The 17,211-nt window shown below is 64.7% G+C and carries 19 protein-coding genes; 6 read left to right on the top strand and 13 right to left on the bottom strand.

What is annotated here, in order from left to right; translation table 11 throughout:
- Nucleotides 1-9 precede the first annotated feature (9 nt).
- Nucleotides 10-999: a hypothetical protein gene (locus F812_RS0104420; RefSeq protein WP_020084751.1), complete on the top strand. Its 990-nt coding sequence runs from the start codon at nucleotides 10-12 to the stop codon at nucleotides 997-999.
- Nucleotides 1,000-1,229: 230 nt separating this feature from the next.
- Here F812_RS0104420 and F812_RS0104415 read toward each other — a convergent pair whose 3' ends face one another.
- Together F812_RS0104415 and F812_RS0104410 are read right to left on the bottom strand one after the other, a co-directional pair.
- Complete coding sequence (locus tag F812_RS0104415) at nucleotides 1,230-1,976, bottom strand: bestrophin-like domain (RefSeq protein WP_020084750.1); 747 nt, start codon at nucleotides 1,974-1,976, stop codon at nucleotides 1,230-1,232.
- Between the two features lie 204 nt (nucleotides 1,977-2,180).
- Entirely contained in the window at nucleotides 2,181-2,954 is a 774-nt protein-coding gene (locus F812_RS0104410; protein WP_026867840.1) for an SDR family oxidoreductase, read from the bottom strand.
- Between the two features lie 116 nt (nucleotides 2,955-3,070).
- On the opposite strand from F812_RS0104410, the gene F812_RS0104405 reads away from it, so the two are divergent.
- Entirely contained in the window at nucleotides 3,071-3,973 is a 903-nt protein-coding gene (locus F812_RS0104405) for a LysR family transcriptional regulator (RefSeq protein WP_020084748.1), read from the top strand.
- A gap of 34 nt (nucleotides 3,974-4,007) precedes the next feature.
- Here the strand turns inward: F812_RS0104405 and F812_RS0104400 are convergent, their stop codons facing one another.
- The 3 genes from F812_RS0104400 to arfB all read right to left on the bottom strand — a co-directional run bounded on the left by F812_RS0104400 (nucleotide 4,008) and on the right by arfB (nucleotide 5,686).
- On the bottom strand, nucleotides 4,008-4,364 hold the full coding sequence (locus tag F812_RS0104400) for a cupin domain-containing protein (protein ID WP_020084747.1): 357 nt from the start codon (nucleotides 4,362-4,364) through the stop codon (nucleotides 4,008-4,010).
- A gap of 93 nt (nucleotides 4,365-4,457) precedes the next feature.
- Complete coding sequence (gene otnI, locus F812_RS0104395; RefSeq protein WP_020084746.1) at nucleotides 4,458-5,240, bottom strand: 2-oxo-tetronate isomerase; 783 nt, start codon at nucleotides 5,238-5,240, stop codon at nucleotides 4,458-4,460.
- 23 nt (nucleotides 5,241-5,263) lie between these two features.
- Nucleotides 5,264-5,686, bottom strand: a complete 423-nt coding sequence (gene arfB, locus F812_RS0104390; RefSeq protein WP_020084745.1) for an alternative ribosome rescue aminoacyl-tRNA hydrolase ArfB — start codon at nucleotides 5,684-5,686, stop codon at nucleotides 5,264-5,266.
- Between the two features lie 150 nt (nucleotides 5,687-5,836).
- Between arfB and F812_RS0104385 the strand changes: the two genes are divergently transcribed.
- The gene (locus F812_RS0104385; protein ID WP_020084744.1) at nucleotides 5,837-6,181 is read left to right on the top strand and encodes a hypothetical protein; all 345 of its coding nucleotides are present in this window, start codon (nucleotides 5,837-5,839) and stop codon (nucleotides 6,179-6,181) included.
- Nucleotides 6,182-6,190: 9 nt separating this feature from the next.
- Here F812_RS0104385 and rfbD read toward each other — a convergent pair whose 3' ends face one another.
- From rfbD to F812_RS0104350, 7 genes are all read right to left on the bottom strand, one after another.
- Nucleotides 6,191-7,078, bottom strand: a complete 888-nt coding sequence (gene rfbD / locus F812_RS0104380; RefSeq protein WP_020084743.1) for a dTDP-4-dehydrorhamnose reductase — start codon at nucleotides 7,076-7,078, stop codon at nucleotides 6,191-6,193.
- A 131-nt stretch (nucleotides 7,079-7,209) separates the two neighbouring features.
- Nucleotides 7,210-7,614 (bottom strand): hypothetical protein, encoded by a 405-nt coding sequence (locus F812_RS0104375; protein WP_020084742.1) that lies wholly within the window; start codon nucleotides 7,612-7,614, stop codon nucleotides 7,210-7,212.
- A gap of 155 nt (nucleotides 7,615-7,769) precedes the next feature.
- On the bottom strand, nucleotides 7,770-8,975 hold the full coding sequence (locus F812_RS0104370; RefSeq protein WP_020084741.1) for an ABC transporter permease: 1,206 nt from the start codon (nucleotides 8,973-8,975) through the stop codon (nucleotides 7,770-7,772).
- 1 nt (nucleotide 8,976) lies between these two features.
- The gene (locus tag F812_RS0104365; protein WP_026867839.1) at nucleotides 8,977-9,681 is read right to left on the bottom strand and encodes an ABC transporter ATP-binding protein; all 705 of its coding nucleotides are present in this window, start codon (nucleotides 9,679-9,681) and stop codon (nucleotides 8,977-8,979) included.
- 34 nt (nucleotides 9,682-9,715) lie between these two features.
- A complete protein-coding gene (locus F812_RS0104360; RefSeq protein WP_020084739.1) occupies nucleotides 9,716-11,035 on the bottom strand; it encodes an efflux RND transporter periplasmic adaptor subunit in 1,320 nt (439 codons plus the stop codon).
- A 296-nt stretch (nucleotides 11,036-11,331) separates the two neighbouring features.
- A complete protein-coding gene (locus tag F812_RS0104355) occupies nucleotides 11,332-12,945 on the bottom strand; it encodes a phytoene desaturase family protein (protein WP_198011136.1) in 1,614 nt (537 codons plus the stop codon).
- Nucleotides 12,946-12,990: 45 nt separating this feature from the next.
- The gene (locus F812_RS0104350; protein WP_020084737.1) at nucleotides 12,991-13,275 is read right to left on the bottom strand and encodes a hypothetical protein; all 285 of its coding nucleotides are present in this window, start codon (nucleotides 13,273-13,275) and stop codon (nucleotides 12,991-12,993) included.
- 179 nt (nucleotides 13,276-13,454) lie between these two features.
- Here F812_RS0104350 and F812_RS0104345 point away from each other — a divergent pair, with 179 nt between their 5' ends.
- Nucleotides 13,455-14,390 carry a YiiG family protein gene (locus tag F812_RS0104345; protein ID WP_020084736.1) on the top strand — a complete coding sequence of 312 codons (936 nt, stop codon included), beginning with the start codon at nucleotides 13,455-13,457 and terminating at the stop codon, nucleotides 14,388-14,390.
- A 403-nt stretch (nucleotides 14,391-14,793) separates the two neighbouring features.
- Here F812_RS0104345 and F812_RS0104340 read toward each other — a convergent pair whose 3' ends face one another.
- Complete coding sequence (locus F812_RS0104340) at nucleotides 14,794-15,690, bottom strand: branched-chain amino acid aminotransferase (RefSeq protein ID WP_020084735.1); 897 nt, start codon at nucleotides 15,688-15,690, stop codon at nucleotides 14,794-14,796.
- A gap of 196 nt (nucleotides 15,691-15,886) precedes the next feature.
- Between F812_RS0104340 and F812_RS0104335 the strand changes: the two genes are divergently transcribed.
- Complete coding sequence (locus F812_RS0104335) at nucleotides 15,887-16,483, top strand: MarR family winged helix-turn-helix transcriptional regulator (RefSeq protein WP_020084734.1); 597 nt, start codon at nucleotides 15,887-15,889, stop codon at nucleotides 16,481-16,483.
- Nucleotides 16,483-17,211, top strand: a complete 729-nt coding sequence (locus F812_RS0104330; protein ID WP_020084733.1) for a response regulator — start codon at nucleotides 16,483-16,485, stop codon at nucleotides 17,209-17,211. The genes F812_RS0104335 and F812_RS0104330 overlap by 1 nt, the downstream gene beginning before the upstream one ends.

Genomic DNA, 17,211 nt, shown 5'->3' with positions numbered 1-17,211 from the left:
GGAACGCGTATGAAACGGGTCCAAATCGACCGCCGGCAGCTTGGAAAGGGCCTTGCAGCCGCAATGGCGCTTCCCCTCGCGGGCGGCATCGGCAGCCTTTCCGCCCGGGCCCAGCGCTATGGCGGCACGTGGTCGTCGCTCGCGGGCCTCTCCGAAGAAGCCCAGCGGCTTGGGCTTTCCGTGCCTCGCATGGGCCTTGCGCCTTCGTCCTCCAGCGAGGACTTTACAGAGATCCAGCCGGCCATCGTGGACTTCATGGACAGCGTCAGCGCGTCGGCTCCCGACGCGCGGGGCGTAACGTCAGCCGACGTGGACAGCCTGCTCGATCGCGCGTCCGAGCTTCTTCGCACGGCGCGCAACGCGGAGCGGATGCCGCGCGACATCCCCGAGGGCCCGCAGGCGCAGGCGATCACTGCGCCCGCCTTCGACAGCATTGCCGAGGACTACCGGCGCCTGTTCGCCACGTGCGAGATCCGCTCCGAGAAGCGCTCGGAGGTGATGTGGTACGTCTCGAAGATCACCGATCCCACGCGGCGCAAGGCCTACGACCAGGTGTTCGAGGAAACCTGCGTGCCGTGGTATTTCGTGGCGATCATCCACGGCATGGAATGCGGCTTCGACATGCAGTCGCATCTCCACAACGGCGACTCGCTCAAGAAGAAAACCGTGCAGGTGCCGAAGGGCCGGCCCGCGCAATGGCTGCCGCCATCAGACTGGGTGTCGAGCGCGGTGGATGCGCTCCGCTACGACAAGCTCGACGAGAAGCCCGACTGGACGCTGGCGCACATGCTCTATCGCTGGGAAGCCTACAACGGCTGGCGCAGCCGCCTGCTCTACAAGATCAACACACCGTATCTGTGGAGCTTCTCGAACCACTACACGAAGGGCAAGTTCGTTGCCGACAACGTGTGGGATTCCAACGCCGTTTCCAAGCAGTGCGGCGCGGCCGTGATGCTGAGGGGACTGGTGGAAGCCGGTCACGTCGCGGCGCCCGCGTAAGGAAGAGTTGCACGAAATTTCGCGCTGTCATCGTTCAATTATGAGGCGTTGATCGAGATCAAAGCAACTTGCCGTGCGCGTGCCTCTTCATACAGGCGCGCGAACGGTCGTGCTGCCCACTCTCCCCCTCGGGGCAGCCTTCAGCTTTCCCCACCCCCACATAGTAAGCTGCGTCGCGCTTCGAGCCCCCGGCTTAGTCCGGGGGCTCCTAATTTCGCGAGACGCGACGCTCACTGCATCGCCGCCAGAGCTTCCACGAAGCTGTTGCCGGTCACCCGGATAATGCCCATCCCCGGATAGTCGAGGTCGATCGTCATCCACAAGGCAACCGCGAGGACGGCCCCGTAGACGGAGTCGAGGAGCGAGAAGCGCCGGTTCACGCGCCCGTTGCCGAAGCCGATCAGCGCCACGCCGATTGCCGTCGTGCCCAGCAGAGCTCCCATGATCGGAATGGGCAGGTGACGCCTTGCCATGGCGAGGTGCGTCGCATGCAAATCAATGACCTCGTTGACCGGGGGAAGCACGACGGCCATGAGGGGCGCATTGTCCTGCGTGCCCGTGATGGCCGCTTGCCACATGCGTTGGTGCAGGCCGCCGACCTTGGCGAGCAGCGTCTCGATCTCTTGGCGCCCGGCGCCGCTCAACATAGTGACTCGATCGCCCGTGTACTCCTTCAGCGCGGATTTGAGATCGCCGCGGTATGGATCGGCAAGGGTATCGGCACGCAGATACGCCGTTCCAAGCGCATTGGCTTCGGTGACCATGATGTCCAACCGGTCGATGAAGCGCGAACCGGCTCCCGAGAACGCAAAGCCGATCAAGAACGCGACCAGCGCGCCCGTGGAGTTCCGGACGAGCGCCACTTGGCGGTCCAGGGTCGCATCGGCGGATCGCGACCTGAGGCCCAATCTGAAACCGATTTCATGGGCGGCTATGACACCGGCGACGAGTGCGGCAGCGACGAGCAACTCAGCCATGGCTGCACCTTCCTCCGCAGAGCATCGCACCAGACCTTCGGGCCTGGACGCGAGAAAGGGCGTGTGATCGTCCGACGTCGAATATTAGCCGAAAAGCTTCTCTCTGCGAAGCGGGGCCGGACCGGCAGCAGCCCCCGCCATTCAAACAGAACGGGCGCCCGTGCGTGCGGGCGCCCATATCTTGTCGCGCTCACGGGGCGCGGATCATTTCGTCGTGTATCCGCCGTTGACGAGGATCGTCTGTCCCGTCATCCACCAGCCGTCCGACACGAGGAAGCGAATCCAGGGGACGATGTCCTCGATGTGCGTGAGGCCGGTGGGCGTGAAGGGCGATAGCGCGGCGGCCGTCTTGTGATAGGCTACGGCATCGGCGCCTTCCGCGGGATAGAAGAACGGTGTGTCCATCGGGCCCGGACCGATCGCCGTTACGGATATTCCGCGCGCGCCGAACTCCTTCGACGCCGCACGCGTGAAGTGCTCAACCGGCGCCTTGGTTCCGGCATACGAGGAGTAGAACGGCGTATATGCGCCGAGGAGCGAGGTCACGAGCGTGCAGACTTTGCCGTTGTCGTTGACGTGCTTGCCCGCCTCCTTGAGGAAGAAGAAAGCCGACTTGGCGTTGACCGCGCTCATCTCGTCGTACTCGGCCTCCGTGATGTCCACCATCGGCTTCTTCAGCACCTTGCCGACGGTGTTGATCGCGATATCCGGCTTTCCGACGGCGCTCACGGCATCCGCAAACAATTTCTCGACAGCTCCTGCCGACGTCAGGTCGGCTTGAAAGGCCACGCATTGTGCGCCCGCCGCCTTGACCGCTGCGACCGTTGCCTCGGCCTCGGCCTTGCTGGAGGGGCTGTTGTAGTGAATGGCGATGGCCTTGGCGCCTTGAGCCGCCAAGTCTTTCGCTATGAGACCGCCCAGGTTTTTCCCACCACCTGCGATGATGGCTGTCTTTCCCTTGATGCTGTGATCGACCATGATCTCCTCGTTCAACTAGCCTTTTCGCCATCGAGCATATCGTCTAGTTTCCATATATAAATATGGCCAATCTGGCATCACATGTCAGAAACGCCGAACAATGGAGACGCTTGCCGGTGGACCGCATCGAGCTGTTTCGCATCTTCGCTCGCGTGGTGGACTGCGCGAGCTTCACCCGGGCCGCGGACACGCTGGGGCTGCCGAGATCCTCGGTCTCCGCGGCAGTGCAAGACCTGGAAACGCGCCTCGGCACGCGACTCCTCAACCGGACGACCCGCAAGGTTGCGCCGACAAATGACGGGCTCGCCTTCTATGAAAGATGCCTGCGGCTGCTGGCGGACGTCGAAGAAGCCGAGACGCTGTTCCGCAAATCGGCCGCACGTCCCTCGGGAAAGCTCAGGATCGATGTGCCGGGCCGCATCGGGCGCGTCACGATCGCGCCGGCTCTGCCCGCCTTTCTCGATCGCTATCCCGACATCACCGTCGAGCTCAGCATGTCGGATCGAACCGTCAACCTCGTCGAGGACAACGTCGACTGCGCCTTACGCGTCGGGCCTCTGCGGGATTCAGGGTTGATCGCGCGGACTGTTGGAGAGCTGCGGCTGATCAACGTCGCCAGCCGTTCCTACATCAAGCGTCACGGCCGGCCGCGATCTCCCGAGACGCTCGATGCGCATTGGGCCGTGGGCTATGCCTCTCCCTCGACGGGGCGCGTCGAGGATTGGGAGTGGGTGGAAGACGGCGAGCTACGCTACCGCTCCGTGCGCGCGCGTGTGACAGTGAACAGCGCCGAGGGCTACATCGCGTGCTGCCTCGCGGGTCTGGGGCTCATCCAGATACCGGCCTACGATGTGAAGACCCATCTCGAGTCGGGTGAGCTCGTGGACGTGATGCGGACACACCCTCCCGCTTCGATGCCAATCACTTTGCTCTATCCGCATCGCCGGCATCTCTCGCATCGGCTTCAGGTCTTCACCGAGTGGCTCGAAACGGTGCTGAGAGCGGACGTGCTGGTCTAGGATGACGCTCGCGCGAGACGGCACGGAAGCGCCTTCAAGCGCCCAGCTTTTCGAGGCGTGCGTTTTTCATCGGTTCGCCGGCCGGGTTGGGGCCATAGATCCCCAACATGCGCGCGTACTTCGGTGCGAAGTATTTTCCGATGCTGCCAGCGGGCACACAGACCATATCACCCTGGCTGGCTTCCACGGTCACGCCGTCGCTTTCGACAAAGAGCTGGCCTTCGAGAACGTAGGCGAACTCGTCGTGCGCGTGCTCGTCCGTCCACGCCTCGCCCGTCAGCTCCCATTCGCTGATGATCGGATCTGTCCAAGTGCCGCGGGGCGGCCCCGTCAACCAACGGGCCTTGGGTTCGCCAACGAGTGGGGCCTTGGGAATTTTTCTGGGTGCCATCTCTTCCTCGCTCGGTAGCGGCTTGCGTGGGTATCTGGGATGAGCAGGCACTTTCCGCAACCCGGCTTCAACGAAGCCCAGGCCGGACGCGCATCATCCCAGCGTGACACCGCAGGCGGCAGGCCAGCCGAGGCCGGCCGATGTCTCCCCGCGCGGCTTGTATTCGCAGCCGATCCAGCCCTCGTATCCCGAGGCGTCGATCAGGTTGAAGATACGCGCGTAGTCGAGCTCACGCGTGCCGAGGCCCGGCTCGCCGCGATCGGGCGGGTCGGCACACTGGAAGTGGCGCGCGAGTGGACCGAACTCTGCGAGCGCGCGCTCCACGCCGCCCTCCTGGACGTGGCGGTGGTAGATGTCGAACTGGAGCCCGATGTTTGCTTCGCCCACCTCGGCAATCACGTCGCGAGCGTCTGCGGTGCGCGTCAGGAAATAGTCCGGCATGTCGCGCGTGTTGATCGGCTCGATCAGGATGTCGATGCCGAATGGCGCGGCCCAGTCCGCTGCCATGCGCAGGTTCGCGACGTAAGTCTCACGCGTGGCGCCATGCGTCGCAAGGCCCGCCATCACGTGCAGGCGCGGGCAATCGAGCGCCTCGGCGTAGGTCAGCGCGAGGTCGACGGCAGAGGCGAACTCGTCCTCCCGGCCGGGCAGGGCCGCGAAACCGCGCTCTCCCTTGTCCCAATGGCCGGGCGGCAAATTGAAGAGCACGAGCGAGAGGCCGTTGTCGTCGAGGCGTGCGCGAATGTCACCCGCCGGCACGGCGTAGGGGAACATGAACTCGACCCCCTTGAAGCCAGCCTTCGCGGCCGCCTCGAAACGATCGAGGAAGGGCAGCTCCGTAAAGAGGAAGCTCAGGTTCGCGGCAAAGCGGGGCATGGATGCTCTCGATGGCGGAAGGATCAATCGTGGGAGGGGCGGGACTGGCGCAGCTTCTTCACGTTGCCGCGTTTCACCTTTGTGTCCACGCGGCGCGCCCTGGCGGCACGGCTCGGCTTGGTGGCAACGCGCTTCTTGGGAACATGGAGCGCGCTGCGCACGAGCTCGACGAGGCGGGCGCGCGCATCCTCGCGGTTTCGCTCCTGCGTGCGGTGGCGCTCGGCGCGGATGACGAGCACGCCCTCGTCGGTCATGCGGCGGCCGGCGAGGCGCACCAGCCGGTCGCGCACCGCAATCGGCAGGCTGCCCGAATGGCGCACGTCGAAGCGCAGCTCGACCGCGGTCGAGACCTTGTTGACGTTCTGTCCGCCCGGTCCGGACGCGCGGATGAAACGCTCCTCCAGCTCACGCTCGTCGATCGATATGTCTTGGGTGACTTCCAGCATGGCGCGGGTTTAGCAGAGATTTGGCCGCTGTGCAGCGGGCTCAGCGGCCGCGCTGCCTGTTTCGGCTGGAACTGACGGCGGCGCGCGCGATGAGCAGGGTGCGTCCCATGCCGGATTCCGCATCCCGGCGGGCTTAGGCCGGAGGTTCCCATGATCACGATCTTCACCATATTGGTTCACGGCTTCGTGGCGCTGGTGGTTCTGCCGCTGGCCGTGCTTTCGCTCCTCGGCGGCTCGAAGCCGCCCCAGGGCGGGTTCCTCACCAAGTATTATCTCGCCGAGCCGCGCCTCATGCTGGCGAGCAACGTGTTCCTGCTCGCGGTCGGCGCGACGGCGCTTTCACGCCTGGCCGAGCATTTCGGCTTGGTCGGCACCGAGACCGCGAGCCGGCTCGACGTCTGGATCGGCGTGCCGGTCATGCTGCTTCTCGTGGTGTTTCTCGGCCTCTTCAGCCGGGCCTTTCTGAAAGTGCGCCGCGCCGAAAGGCAGATCTAGATCGCCGCCTCAAGGCTGCAGGAGGCGTCCCACACAGTCCGCGACGCCGTCCTGCCAGGGCGGCAGACGCAGTCCGAACGCGCGTTCGAACTTCGTGCAATCGAGCTCGGAGTTGAAGGGCCTCGGAGCCTTGGTCGGATAGTCGAGGCTGACGATAGGCTCCACCGGCACCTCCGGGCGACCGAGCCGTGTGGCGCAGCCCACCACCTCGCTCGCGAAGCCGTGCCAGGACGTGGCACCCGTCCCCGCCGCGTGGTAGGTGCCCCAGATGGAGGCATCCCTCTCGTGCTGCGTGAGCTGGCGCGCGACCTCCAGGATCGCCAATGCCAGATGCGGCGCGTAAGTGGGATTGCCGTGCTGATCGGCAACGATACGCAACGGGTCCTCGCCGGTCGCGAGCCCGAGAATCTTGGTCACGAAGTTCCGCCCCACAGCCCCGAACACCCAGCCGGTGCGGATGATCACGTGATGCGGATTGGCTTCGGCCACCGCGCGCTCGCCTTCGAGCTTCGAGCGTCCGTAGATCGTGAGGGGGTGCGGCTCGTCGCTCTCGACGTATGGCTCAGGCTTTCCGCCGTCGAACACGTAGTGGGTGGAAAGATGGATGACCGGCACGTTGCGCCGCGCGGCGGCGCGCGCAAGAACCCTAGCGCCCTCCTGATTGAGCGCGAAAGCGGCGTCCGGCTCCGTCTCGGCCTGGTCCACACCCGTGTAAGCTGCCGTGTTGATGACGATGCCGGGCTCAATATCGCCGAATGCGCGCTCGACAGACTTGGGATCGCGCAGATCGAGCGCCGGTCTTCCGGCCGCCAGCGCCTTGACATGCGGCGAGGCCGGCGCTGCCTCGATGAGCGCGCGCGCAACCTGTCCATGCCAACCTGCAATCAACAGCCGCATAAGCTCTCAAAACCCAGCATCCCGGCTCTGTGATGGCAGGGTAGCAAAAAGAACGCGCCACGTCGCTTCGGAACACGTCGTTTCGAGACGTGGCGCGCTTATCGGTGCCGTCCTGAATTTCTCCGCGCTTCCTAAGCGCACACAGCGAGGCGGACCGTGTTTCCGTCTGCGGGCTGCGCAGGCTGCTGGGGCTCGGCCGCTCGCGCGCGCAGGGCCTGTAAAGTCTGAAGCGCCGGGTTTCCGCCCAGGGCGCCGCCCACGATGTCCTGATCCATGCCGTGCTCCAGGCTCTCACGCGCGAGGTCGTGAGCGTATTTGAGGAGAGCCTCGTGCACGGCGCTGTGGAGCGCTTCGGCGAAGGCCGCACGTGCGCGACTGCCCGCCACGAAGCCTTCGGTCGCCTGCAGATCGATGGTGTAGTCCGTTCCAGAGATGCGGGTGACGCCGAGAATGAGATTGCGCACCGCCCTCAGCTCACGCTCGAACTCGAACGCCAGATCCCGTTTCATCGCCATGAAAACTGCGAGCTTGCCCATATGGAAAGTCCCCTTTCGAAGCGTTGTCTCCTGCACTTCGGAGGCTCGATTTATTCGCTTTACAAAAGGTTAATCCGGGTGACGGATTCTTAGTTTTTTCGTTTAAAAACATATGGTTGATAACTGGCCTCCGCTATCCTTCTAAGGAGTGCGGACTACTCGTGACGCAGCGCCTCGATGGGATCGAGGCGGGCGGCGCGGCGGGCCGGGAAATATCCGAAGACGACGCCGACGAGGGCCGCGAAAGCGAAGGCCACCAGCACGATGCCGGTGCTGACGATGAACGGCACGCCGAGCGCCATGGTGGCGAGCAGCGCCAAGGAGAGCCCCAGGATCACGCCGAGAATTCCTCCGAACACCGAAAGCGCGACCGCTTCGATCAGGAACTGCATCAGCACCTGGCTTTCCAGCGCGCCGATGGCGAGGCGAATGCCGATCTCGCGCGTGCGCTCGGTGACCGAGACCAGCATGATGTTCATGATGCCGATGCCGCCAACGAGCAGCGAGACGGCGGCCACCGCGCCGAGCAGCCCCGTCAGCATGGCCGTGGTTCCGGCTGTCGCTTGCAGGATCTGCTTCATGTCGTGGACGGAGAAATCATCCTCCTTGCCGGGCGCAATCTTGCGGCGCTCGCGCAGAAGCCATTCGATGTCGCGCTGGACCTTGGCGGTCTCGCCGCCGTTCTTCGCGGACACGAAGATGCGGCTGATGTTCGTGTTGCCGGCAAGCCTGCGATGCAGGGTGCGGATGGGCATGATCACGACGTCGTCCTGGTCGCTGCCGAAGCTCGATTGCCCCTTGGCCTGCAGCACACCGATCACCTCGCACGCCACGCTGCCGACGCGCAGGCTGCGCCCGACCGGCGCCTCGCGGCCGAACAGTTTGCTGCGCACCGTCTCGCCGATGATGCAGACGGCGCGTCCGCCCCGCATCTCGCCATCGAGGAAGGTGCGCCCGGCGCTCAGGTCCCAGTCCTGGGTCAAAAAGTAGTCGTTGCTCGTTCCGATCACCGTGGTGCTGCGATTTTCCGTTCCGTAGATGACGGTCGCCGTCTTCTGGGCCAGCGGCGCCACGGCTCGCGCGCCGAGAAGCTGCTGCTTCATGGCCTCGACATCGCGATAGTTGAAGGGCTTGGCTTCGGAGCTGGCGCGGCCGGGGCCGAACTGGCCGGGATTGACCGACAGCAGGTTGGTGCCGAGCTTGGCAAGATCGGCCGTCACCTTGGCGGTGGTGCCGTTGCCGATGGTGACCATGGCGATGACGGCGCCGACACCGATGACGATGCCGAGCACGGTGAGGACGGAGCGCAGCGCGTTGCGCCGGATGGCCTGGACGGCGAGCTTCAGCGTTTCGAAAAACATGTCACGCCGCCTCCCGGTTGACCGTATCGCTATCGATGCGGCCGTCGACGAAGCGAATGACACGACGCGCGTAGGCGGCGATATCGGCTTCATGCGTGACCATGACGACCGTGATGCCCTGATCGCGGTTGAGGCTCACGATCAGATCCATGATCTCGCGGCTGGTCTTGGTGTCGAGGTTGCCGGTCGGCTCGTCCGCCAGCAGCACGCGCGGGCTGGTGACGATGGCGCGCGCAATGGCGACGCGCTGCTGCTGGCCGCCGGAGAGCTCGGAGGAGCCGTGATCGATGCGCCCGCCAAGGCCCACGCGCTCCAGCGCCTTGATCGCGAGCTTGCGGCGCTCCACAGGAGCCAAGCCGCGATAGATCAGCGGCAGCTCCACATTCTCGACGGCCGTGGTGCGCGCGAGCAGGTTGAAGCCCTGAAACACGAAGCCCAGGAAATGACGCCGCAGCCGCGTGCGCTGGTTGCGCGAGAGCGTGCCCGTATCCACGCCCTGGAACAGATACTGGCCCGTGCTCGGCACATCGAGGCAGCCGATGACGTTCATGGTCGTGGACTTGCCGGAGCCGGAGGGGCCCATGATGGCTACGAACTCTCCCCGCTCGATGACGAGATCGACGCCCGCAAGGGCGTGCACCGTCGCGGCGCCGGTGCCGTAGGTCTTGGTCACGGAGCGAAACTCTATCAGGGGCGTTTTCGGGATTGCCTTTTGCATGGCGTCTTACGGTTGCTTCCCGTTACTGCGCGGCCGTCGTTTCGTCGATGATGACCGCCTGGCCCACCTCGAGCTCGCCCTTCACGATCTCGGTGACCTTGCCGTCGCTCGATCCGATCTCCACCGGCACCGATTGCGGCGCGCCATCGCGCATGACCCAGATCGTCCGGCTCGCCCCCGTTTCCTGCCGCGCGCTCGGCGCACGGAAGCGCGGCGGGCCGGGCAGGATGCGGCGCAGGAGGCTCGTCTGCTCCGCGGGGGCGTTGGATGCCTGCGGCGCGTAGCGCAAGGCCGCGTTGGGAACGAGAAGTGCATCCTTGACCTCGGTGACGGTGATCTCGGCCGTCGCCGTCATGCCGGGACGCAGAAGCAGCTCGGAGTTATCGACTCCCAGAATGGCCTTGTAGGTGACGACGCCTTGCACGACTTCGGAGGCATAGCGCAACTCCTCGATGGTGGCGGGGAACTTGCGATCCGGGAATGCATCGACGCTGAATTCCGCTTTCTGCCCCGTCTTCACCTTGCCGACGTCAGCCTCGTCCACATCGACCTGCAGTTCCATCTTGGTCAGATCCTCGGCGATGGAGATCAGCACCGGGGCCTGAAGCGAGGAGGCCACAGTCTGGCCCGGCTCGACAGCGCGCGACAGCACGACGCCGCGGATGGGCGACACGATGCGCGCCTTCTCGAAATTGGTTTCGTTGATCTTGAGATCGGCTTCCGAGACGCCGAGATCGGCGCGTGCGCTATCGAGGCTCGCGATGGCGCGATCGTAGGCGGCCTGCGCCGTATCCACATCCTGGACTGACGCCCAGCTTTTCGTGACGAGGGCCTTCTTGCGCTCAAGCTCGGCCTTCTTCTCGACGACGGTTGCCTCCGCGTCGCGGATCTTCGCCTGGCTGGCCACCACCTTGGCGCGCGAGCTGTCGAGCGTGGCCTTGAGCTTGTCGGTATCCAGCTCGACCAGGAGATCTCCGACCGCAACATGGGAGTTGTAGTCCACCATCACGCGGCGGACCGTGCCCGAAAGCTCGCTCGAAATGTCGACCTGATTGGTGGGCTGGACGGAGCCTGTCGCCGTGACGAGCACCGTGAGATTGCCGCGCGTCGCCGGCTGCGTCGTGTATCGCGTGCGCTCTCCCGATCCGGACGAGAGCGCGTACCAGGCCGCGAGCAGAACGAGCGCCGCAATACCAGCGCCGATCCACGGCCAGCGCCGCCGCGGCTCTCCTTCGAGACCGAGTGCTGCGGCGATGTCGTCCGGCGCCTGCTCGACAGGCGGCAGCGCGCCCTTCTGCGGTTGAGCCTCTTGAAGCGGCTTTGCCGCTGTGGCCGATCTCATTCGTTCACCCCGTTGGGCACCGCCGCGGCCCCAGTATCGACTGTCGGCGGCGCACCATTCCCCTGATCACGATCATCCCGATCGGCGGCCTCACTTCGTGCGACGGGGAAACGTCCGGCCGGACCTCAATCCGTCGCATTCGAGCTCTCCTTGGACGAAGCCGGAATATCTTTGTGCTACAGGGGGAAAAGCCGACTTTTTGTGGCGGGGAAACACTTCGTTACACGATGCGACAAACTGCGACGCCTCACCGCGCCGTCAGGCTCGTCCGACCCGGTGGTCCTTGAAGCGCTCCGTCATGCCCGGCCTTTCCACCAGCCCTTCCTGTCGCGCAGGATCTCGCGTGCCGCGTTGTGTCCGGGGACGCCCGTCACGCCGCCGCCGGGATGAGCGCCGGAAGCACACAGGTAGAGGCCGGGCAGCGGCATGCGATAATCGGCATGGCCGAGAACCGGCCGCATGGAGAAGAGCTGATCCAGGCTCAAGGCGCCGTGGAAGATGTCGCCGTCGATCAGGCCGAAGCGTTGTTCCAGATCCCAGGGCGAGAGCACCTGGCGGCCCACCACGCTCGCCTTGAAGTTCGGCGCATGCCGCGTCACCGTATCGATCACGAGATCGGCGAAGGCTTCCTTCTCATGCGGGTTCGACCAGGCGCGCGGAGCGGGTAGATGCGGCGCGACGTGCTGCACGAAAAGGCTCGCCACGTGGCGGCACTTGGGGGCCAGCGTGGCGTCCAGCATGGACGGAATGAGAATCTCGACGACGGGCTCCTTCGACCATCCGTCGCGCCGCGCGTCGAGATAGGCGCGCTCGAGGTAGTCGAGCGTCGGCCCGATCACGATGCCCGAGGCGAGGTGGTCCGTGCCCTCGCGGTTCGGACGGCAGGTAAAGTCCGGAAGCTCCGACAGCGCGACGTTCATGCGGAACGTGCCGGAGCCGGACTTGAGGCCCGCGAGCCGCTGGTGCAGGCCGGGATTGACCGCGCCTTCAGGGACCAGGCGCGAGAAGAGCAGCTTCGGCGGAACGGCCGCCGCCACGGCACGGGCGCGCACGGTTTCTCCCGAGGCGAGCACCACGCCCGCCGCGCGGCCGTTCTCGACCAGGATCTCGCGCACGGGGGCATCGGTGCGGATCTTCGCGCCCTTCTCACGCGCGGCTGCGGCGATGGCCGCGCTGATCGCTCCCATACCGCCCACCGCGTGACCCCAGACACCCGGCTTTCCGTTCACCTCGCCGAAGCAGTGGTGCAGCAGCACATATGCGGTGCCGGGCGTGGTTGGTGCTGCGTAGGTGCCGACGATGCCGTCGAACGCGAATGCGGCTTTCACGGTCTCGTTCTCGAACCAGCGAGCCAGAAAGTCTGCGGCGCTTTCGGTGAACAGCGCCGCAAGGTCGCGCTGTGCCTCGAGCGGGAGCTTCTGGACCGAGCGCGAGAGGCGTGCGCCCTTCCATAGCTCGCGCAGTCCGCCGCCTGCGTTGGGCGGCGTTTCCAGGAGAAGGCCCTTGAGCACGCTGGCTGCGCGATCGAGCGCGGCGTCGTAAGCGGGCAGCCGCGCAGCGTCCCGCTCGGAGAACGCGGCAATCGCGCGCTGACGCGCCGCGAGACCGTAGGGCATCACGAGCGCACGCCGGTCATCGACGGGCCAGAAGTTGGCGATCGGACGCTCGACGATCCTCAGTCCATGGCGAGGCAGATCAAGATCGCGAATGACCTTGGGGTTGAGGAGGCTCACGGTGTAGGCCGCGACCGAGTTGCGGAAGCCGGGATGAAACTCCTCGGTGTAGGCGGCGCCGCCGACGTTGGCGTTCTTCTCCAGCACCACCACATCGAGGCCGGCCGCAGCCAGATAAGCCGCCGCGGTGAGGCCGTTGTGGCCCCCGCCTATGATCGCAACGTCGTGCAAACCCAATCGCCCTCTCGCAACGCCCTGCGCGCCGAGACGACGACATCGGGCTCAGCCCCACGTGCAGCGCGACTCGTAGCAGGATTTCCTCGCCCCGCCGATGGTGCAGCTCGACCGCACGAACCGGCAGACCCGACAGCTATAGGAGGACAGGCATCCGCGATAGCTCCCGCCTTTGCGAAATTGGCAGGTGGTTATCGTCTGGCAGTCGCGGCCGGGATTGATGGCACCGCCCGGACCTTCCTGGGCAAGGCCGCGACCTGCGGAGAACGCGGCGGCGGCGAAGATCAGCGTCAAGCTCGCGACGCAGATGGTAGCTTTGCGCAACGTCGACATGGCTTTGGCCTCGTGGCTTCATCCATGCGCCAATTTTCTGCCACAATTGGGCTTCTGGCAACCGGGATGATCCGCTATCCCTACCCCGGCGGGTCCAGCAAAGATCCCAATGCTGAAATTCTGCCGTAAACACCTGCAATTCTTATATTTTTCAGAACCCTGTCATGACGAGAAACATCATGCATTCCATCTCTTTGCGGATTTTGGCTGTGGGCGCGGCCGTGCTTCCCGGACTGCTTGCGGCCGGCGGCGTCCGCGCAGAGACCTCTTCACTCACCGAGAAGATCAACGCGTATGTGGGCTGCATCAACCGGCTCTCGGAACGCGCCTACGACTCCCGCGAGCGCTACTTCAGCTGGGTGGGCAAGAAGGGTCCGACGGGGAAAGAGCGGATCATCTACGGCACGTACACGATCTACGACACGGCGGACTGCAAGAGCGGCGTCGAGAAAGCCAACACGCTCGACCCGCGCAATGCTGAGCTCGAGGCGGCGGCCTCAACCTATGTGGACGCGGTGGTCGCGCTCGAGCCTCTGCTCAAGGACGCGGACGACTATTACTCTCAGGAGAACTACAAAGACGACAAGATGGCCAAGGGCAAGGCGCTGCATCCCCAGCTCGTAGCCGCGTGGACTGCGTTCGCGACCGCTGACGCGAAGCTGCGGTCTGGCATCGATGTCGTGCAGGACATGCTGGCTGCGGAAGACCTCGTCAACATCGAGAAGGAGGAGGGCCGCAAGGGGCGCTATCACATCCAAGCGCTCATGATGCATGCGAAGCGGCTTATGCGCGCCCAAAGCACCGACAAGCCGGATCTTGCAAAGATCACGGCCGCCCTCGGCGAATACGAAGCGGCGACCAAGGCGGCCGACAGCTATGCCGAACAGAACAAGGACAGCAAAATCGGATCGAGCTTCGTCAGCTCCGCCAAGTCGTTCCTGGTCACGAGCAAGCAGCTGATGCGCCGCGTGCGCGACAAGGTCCCCTACAGCGACGGCGAGAAGATGATCCTCAACTCCGGCGGCGGCGGCTGGATGGTGGAGGGCTCGCCCGACCGGCTCATGCACGACTACAATCAGCTCGTCGAAAGCTACAACCGCGGTCCTGGCTTCTGAGGCTCGCCGCGTCCTATCCGGCAGGCGCGCTGCGTTATCATCACGGCGCTATGCGCAAGATTGCAGCGTGCCTGGATCCCGACCTTCGTCGGGATGACGTTCCTTTTTGGATGCCTAGGTTGCCCCAATTCAACGTCCGCCGGCTGCATGGCGCAGCCATGCCGTGGCTTCGCATGGACGGCCGCGATGACGCTCTTTTTTGTCGATCCGGCTGCCTCAATTCAACGTCATCCCGGCGCAGGCCGGGATCCAGACACGCCGGCGCGGTGCGCTGACCGAGAGTGAGTTGCGACCCGCCAACGGGCAATGGGCCACGCGGAAGCTGGCCACGCCTGCGTGGAGAAACCGCGTGCCGTAACCTGCGGCGCGGCAAGACGGAAGCGAGGCGCAGGCCGTGCTTCGCCTACTCTGCGGCGACCTTTTTGTTGGGCTGAACGAGCGTCATGTAGTCGTTGAGCAGCGTCTCGGAGATCTGGGCAGGCTTGAACTTGAAGTCGCCGATCTCGGAGACGGGCGTCACCTCGGCGGCGGTGCCGGTGATGAAACACTCCGAGAAGGTTGCCAGCTCGTCGGGGAGGATTGCACGCTCCCGCACCTCATAACCGCGCTTCTTCGCAAGCGCGATCACCGTGCGGCGCGTGATGCCGTCCAGGAAGCAGTCGGCCTCGGGCGTGTGGATCACACCATCCTTCACGAAGAAGATGTTGGCGCCGGTGCACTCGGCGATGCGGCCGCGATAGTCGAGCATGAGGGCATCGGCATAGCCGGCCCGCTCGGCGCGGTGCTTCTCGATGGTGCAGATCATGTAGAGACCGGCGGCCTTGGCCTTGGTGGGCGCGGTGGCCGGATCGGGACGGCGATACTTGGCGAAGCCGATGCGGATGCCCTTCAGCCGCTGCTCCATCGGGAAGTAGGAGCCCCAAGTCCAGGTGGCCACTGCGAGGTGAATCTTGGTCTGCTGGGCGGCCACGCCCATCTGCTCGCTGCCGCGCCAGGCGATGGGGCGGACATAGCAATCGACGAGGTTGTTGGCAGCCATCGTATCGCGGCACGCCTGATCGATCTCGGCCACGCTCTGCGTGATCTCGAATTCGAGGATGCGGGCGCTCTCGACGAGGCGCTCGGAATGCTCTGTCAGCTTGAAGATCTCGCCGCCGTATGCGCGCAGGCCCTCGAACACCGCGCTGCCGTAATGCAGCGCATGCGTCAGAATGTGAACATTGGCCTCGCGCCAGGGCACGAGCTTGCCATCCATCCAGATGAAACCGTCACGATCGTGGTAGGGAACGATCTCAGCCATGATGACGTCCTATTGGGTTCCGCAGTTCGCACTCGGCATTGGGCTCGTCGTCCTGCTCGACCGCCGAGACGGGTCTTCCGGACGGGTCCGGCCAGGTCGCTCCCCGCAATCGAGGTTGCGGGGCGGCAGAAAACGGAGCAATGCGCCCCGTTTCGGCATGTGACGGCCGCTTGAAAATGACTTGCCAGAAGTACCAATGGCATTCAAATATGTCAACATGGCTGACATAACTCGTGACCCCTCCGGTGCCCGACGCCAGAACCTGACGCGTGACAGCGCCCAGGACGCGCCCTCTTCAGCCAACGGACGAGCCGACCTCATCACGCACGTGGAGCTGTTTTTTTTCGCCTATCGTGATTTCACGGGCGATCCGGACGCGGTGCTGGCGCAATACGGCTTCGGGCGGGCCCATCACAGGGTGCTGCATTTCGTCCATCGCAATCCCGGCCTCAGAGTTGCCAACCTTCTCGAGATTTTGAAGATTACCAAGCAGTCGCTTGCGCGCGTGCTGAAGCAGCTCATCGGCGAGGGCTTCATCACGCAGAGGGCCGGAGCGGAGGATCGCCGCGAACGGCTGCTCTATGCGACCGTCAAAGGCACGCGGCTCGCTGAAAAGCTCACCGCCTTGCAGGTGAAGCGCGTGGAGGCGGCCCTTGCGGCCGCGGGACCCGAGGCGGAGGCCGCAACCAAACGCTTTTTGCTCGCCATGATCTCCGAGGAAGACCGGGCGCAAGTGGAAGCTCTTGTCCGCGTCTCACCGGCAGGCGACAAGGCCAGCGGGGAGAACCGTTGATGACCTCGTTATCAGACCGACGCTCCGAGCCGCTGCCGGACGATGCTCCGCATGTGCTGATCGTCGACGACGACCACAAGATCCGCGATCTGCTCGCGCGCTATCTCTACTCACAGGGCTTTCGCGTGACGACGGCAGCCGACGCCGAGATGGCCCAGGCCTCGCTCCGGGGACTCGATTTCGACATCGTGCTGCTGGACGTGATGATGCCCGGCATCAGCGGACTCGAGCTCGCACGCCAGATCAAGGCGGTGCGCGACATTCCGATCTGCATGCTGACAGCCCGCGCGGAGCCCGAGCAGCGCATCGAGGGGCTCGAGATCGGCGTCGACGACTACGTGCCGAAGCCGTTCGAGCCGCGCGAGCTTCTGCTGCGCATTCGCAACATCCTGAAGCGCGGCCAGAGTGCGCAGGCCGTTCAGGCGCCCCCGGTTTCCGACGAGGTAAGGATGGGAACCCTCGTGTTCCACATCGCGCGCGGAGAGCTCAAGCGCAACAACGAGACGATCAAGCTCACCGAACGTGAACGGGATCTCTTGCGCCAGTTCGCGCAGAAGCAGGGCACTCCCATACAGAGGCATGAACTGGCGACCGACGAGACGACCGGAAACGACCGGGCGATCGACGTGCAGATCAATCGCCTCCGCCGCAAAATCGAAACCGACCCCTCGAACCCGGTCTACCTTCAGACCGTGCGCGGCAAGGGATACATCCTGTACGTGGATTAG

This window comes from Hyphomicrobium zavarzinii ATCC 27496 (assembly GCF_000383415.1).
GTDB classification, from domain to species: Bacteria; Pseudomonadota; Alphaproteobacteria; order Rhizobiales; family Hyphomicrobiaceae; genus Hyphomicrobium_C; species Hyphomicrobium_C zavarzinii.
The sequence above is the reverse complement of the archived record's forward strand: the minus strand, read 5'-3'. Positions and strand labels throughout refer to the sequence as shown.

Excerpts from the sequence above, each read along its gene's own strand:
- F812_RS0104420 (WP_020084751.1), top strand. The coding sequence starts at position 10 with ATGAAACGGGTCCAAATCGACCGCCGGCAGCTTGGAAAGGGCCTTGCA.
- F812_RS0104415 (WP_020084750.1), bottom strand. The coding sequence starts at position 1,976 with ATGGCTGAGTTGCTCGTCGCTGCCGCACTCGTCGCCGGTGTCATAGCC.
- F812_RS0104410 (WP_026867840.1), bottom strand. The coding sequence starts at position 2,954 with ATGGTCGATCACAGCATCAAGGGAAAGACAGCCATCATCGCAGGTGGT.
- F812_RS0104400 (WP_020084747.1), bottom strand. The coding sequence starts at position 4,364 with ATGGCACCCAGAAAAATTCCCAAGGCCCCACTCGTTGGCGAACCCAAG.
- otnI (WP_020084746.1), bottom strand. The coding sequence starts at position 5,240 with ATGCCCCGCTTTGCCGCGAACCTGAGCTTCCTCTTTACGGAGCTGCCC.
- arfB (WP_020084745.1), bottom strand. The coding sequence starts at position 5,686 with ATGCTGGAAGTCACCCAAGACATATCGATCGACGAGCGTGAGCTGGAG.
- F812_RS0104385 (WP_020084744.1), top strand. The coding sequence starts at position 5,837 with ATGATCACGATCTTCACCATATTGGTTCACGGCTTCGTGGCGCTGGTG.
- rfbD (WP_020084743.1), bottom strand. The coding sequence starts at position 7,078 with ATGCGGCTGTTGATTGCAGGTTGGCATGGACAGGTTGCGCGCGCGCTC.
- F812_RS0104375 (WP_020084742.1), bottom strand. The coding sequence starts at position 7,614 with ATGGGCAAGCTCGCAGTTTTCATGGCGATGAAACGGGATCTGGCGTTC.
- F812_RS0104370 (WP_020084741.1), bottom strand. The coding sequence starts at position 8,975 with ATGTTTTTCGAAACGCTGAAGCTCGCCGTCCAGGCCATCCGGCGCAAC.
- F812_RS0104360 (WP_020084739.1), bottom strand. The coding sequence starts at position 11,035 with ATGAGATCGGCCACAGCGGCAAAGCCGCTTCAAGAGGCTCAACCGCAG.
- F812_RS0104350 (WP_020084737.1), bottom strand. The coding sequence starts at position 13,275 with ATGTCGACGTTGCGCAAAGCTACCATCTGCGTCGCGAGCTTGACGCTG.
- F812_RS0104345 (WP_020084736.1), top strand. The coding sequence starts at position 13,455 with ATGCATTCCATCTCTTTGCGGATTTTGGCTGTGGGCGCGGCCGTGCTT.
- F812_RS0104340 (WP_020084735.1), bottom strand. The coding sequence starts at position 15,690 with ATGGCTGAGATCGTTCCCTACCACGATCGTGACGGTTTCATCTGGATG.
- F812_RS0104335 (WP_020084734.1), top strand. The coding sequence starts at position 15,887 with ATGGCATTCAAATATGTCAACATGGCTGACATAACTCGTGACCCCTCC.
- F812_RS0104330 (WP_020084733.1), top strand. The coding sequence starts at position 16,483 with ATGACCTCGTTATCAGACCGACGCTCCGAGCCGCTGCCGGACGATGCT.